The sequence below is a fragment of the Ileibacterium valens genome (genome assembly GCF_001945525.1).
Lineage (GTDB): Bacteria > Bacillota_I > Bacilli_A > Erysipelotrichales > Erysipelotrichaceae > Ileibacterium > Ileibacterium valens.
Genome location: NZ_MPJW01000182.1, coordinates 1 through 2567, shown reverse-complemented (window position 1 = coordinate 2567; position 2567 = coordinate 1). Strand labels below are relative to the sequence as shown.

Here is a 2567-nt window from a genome sequence, read left to right as displayed (position 1 = left end):
TCCAGACCGTCCAGGTAAGAATAGAAGATTTGGCGATACTGTTTAGGGGATTTCGAATGGGTCAAAATAACCACCTCCGAAATCCTTCGGATTATGGATTAGTTCCGAGCTTCGGTCTGTCAAGTGCCATATTCGGATAATTTATAAACTTTTGGAGCAACTCCACTGCTTGTGTTAAAAATCAAAAAAACGAGGAGCGAATTCCGCATGGAAGACACTCCTTAACTTAATGACATTGCTACGAACACAAGAAAAATTTTCTCATTTTGTTAATATTGAAACGACGCAAAAAGAAAATAGTTTGAAAGAGTAGAAACAAATTTTTATACAGAATCAACTGTCAAACCATATACAAGAGCTGACGGCTGCTAAACGAGCATGGCTTATTAAAGGAGTGTTAAGAATGGAATTAAGAAGGAAAATTCGATCGAAATCCGATGGGCTTCCAATTGACATTGTTGAAGTGGTTCCTGAAGCAAAGGAAGTCAAAGGGATTATTCAGATTGTTCATGGGATGGCTGAACACAAGGAACGTTATTTACATTTTATGAATTATCTGGCTGAGCAGGGCTATGCCTGCATTGCTCATGATCATCGTGGACATGGAAACAGTGTCCTTGATCCTGCAGATCTTGGTTATTTTTACGATGAGAGCGGAGAAGCAATCGTTGAAGATGTTCGGGATGTTAGCAAGGATCTTCGATTTCGCTATCCTCATGTTCCAGTATTTCTTTTTGGACACTCCATGGGATCTTTAGTCGTGCGCAAGTTTGCCAAGAGCTATGATGATGAAATCGATGGATTAATTATATGCGGTGCGGTATATGAAAACCCGGCAGCTAAGATTGGATTGAAGCTTGTTAAGAAGATGTCTTCATTGATGGGTGGAAAATCGCATTCGACCATTATTACCAAACTAGTCGATGGCAGTTTTGACTCTTCGATTCCCGGAGAAGATAAAAATCGCTGGATTTCAGTTAATAAAGATAACATCGAAGCCTTTAACAAAGATGAGCGGTGTGGATTTCCGTTTACTCTCAATGGATATCAGAATCTGCTGAGTCTGGTTATGGATGTCTATGACAATGAAGGCTGGAAAGTAAAAAATCCAGAACTTCCAGTGTTCTTTATTGCAGGAATTGATGATCCAGTGATCGGCAGCCCGGATGAGTTTAAGAAAACGATTCATAAGTTCGCTAAGCATGGTTATGACCATGTAGAATCAAAATTATATCCGCAAATGCGGCATGAAATTTTAAATGAGATCAATCGTCAGCAAGTTTATGATGATGTTCTCGAATTTATGGAAAAGAACAGGAAGTAAAACGATGAAAGCAGCAATTATCGGATTTGGAAAAATGGGCCAGGCGATTGCCAAAGGCTGGATTGATAAAAAAGTCTTCAATCCTGAAGATATTCTGGCTTCTTCTGGAAGCTATGATCGTCTGATGGACGCATGTGAAAAACTGAATACCACCCCAATGCCATCAAATGCAGAAGCGATTGCGAATGCAGATGTTGTTATTCTTGCAGTCAAGCCTAAAATGATCGCTGATGCGATGCAGGAATGCAGAGATTTGCTAGCAGCCAGTGATAAATGGATCGTCAGCGTAGCCTGGGGTATCGATTGCGAAGAACTTGAAAAACTTCTTCCGGGCTCACATCATATTTCAACCATCCCCAATACTGCCATTGAAGCCGGATGTGGAATCATGATTTATGAAAATCAGAGTACGTTGACTCAAGATCAAAAAGCTCTGTTTGTTGAACTGTTTGAACCGGTATCGATGCTGGTGGAAATACCAAAAGCACAAATGAATATTGCCGGGATTTTAGGAGGATGTGCGCCGGCGTTTACCGAAATGTATCTTGAAGCATTAGGAGATGCTGGGGTCGCCTATGGACTCAAACGCGAGCAGGCTTATGAGATTGCAGCGAAAATGATCGAAGGAGTTGGTGTTCTGTATCTGAATCAGAAAAATCATCCGGGTATGATGAAGGATGATGTCTGCTCACCTGGCGGAAGCACCATTCGCGGAGTGATGCAGCTTGAAAAAGAAGGGTTCAGATCGGCAGTCATTTCAGCTGTGCAGGCGATCGCTGATCCTAAAAAATAATCGAATGAAGAAATCTGGAATGATTTTAAAGGGGCTGTTAAATTTCGACTGATTTTTCATCAGCGAGATTTACAGCCCCTTTTTCTATGCTTTTTATCTGATTCAATCCTGTTTTATGATGTGTTTTTCCGCTCAAGTCAATTTTTGAACGCACTGAAAAGAGCCAAAACTCAAAAAGACTGTTTATAATCTTTTTCAGATTTCGCTTTTCTGCTCCTTTAATTTTCCATAACGTTCGAGTTCTGGGCAACTCATCCGATTTCTGTTGTTTAATTTTCTGATATTGTGTCCCATGGCCACAATAAGCACCTCAAATTTTACGTTTTCCAGTCCCCGGCGTCTCAATCGGCTGTATCTGTAGTTTTCTTTAAGATCTCCGAAGGTTCCTTCCGCCTGAATGCTCCGGCTGACCATAATCTCATGTCCTGCATCTGAAGACATGTTCTCCCG

Annotated in this window: 3 protein-coding genes; 2 read left to right on the top strand and 1 reads right to left on the bottom strand. The window is 41.0% G+C overall.

What is annotated here, in order from left to right; genetic code table 11:
- The first annotated feature begins 403 nt into the window (after positions 1-403).
- Positions 404-1324, top strand: a complete 921-nt coding sequence (locus BO222_RS09265) for an alpha/beta fold hydrolase (protein WP_075820424.1) — start codon at positions 404-406, stop codon at positions 1322-1324.
- Positions 1325-1328: 4 nt separating this feature from the next.
- Entirely contained in the window at positions 1329-2117 is a 789-nt protein-coding gene (gene proC, locus BO222_RS09260) for a pyrroline-5-carboxylate reductase (RefSeq protein ID WP_075820422.1), read from the top strand.
- Between the two features lie 195 nt (positions 2118-2312).
- Here the strand turns inward: proC and BO222_RS09255 are convergent.
- A partial coding sequence (locus BO222_RS09255) for a transposase (RefSeq protein ID WP_075817320.1) occupies positions 2313-2567 on the bottom strand: 255 nt, incomplete at its 5' end.

Excerpts from the sequence above, each read along its gene's own strand:
- BO222_RS09265 (WP_075820424.1), top strand. The coding sequence starts at position 404 with ATGGAATTAAGAAGGAAAATTCGATCGAAATCCGATGGGCTTCCAATT.
- proC (WP_075820422.1), top strand. The coding sequence starts at position 1,329 with ATGAAAGCAGCAATTATCGGATTTGGAAAAATGGGCCAGGCGATTGCC.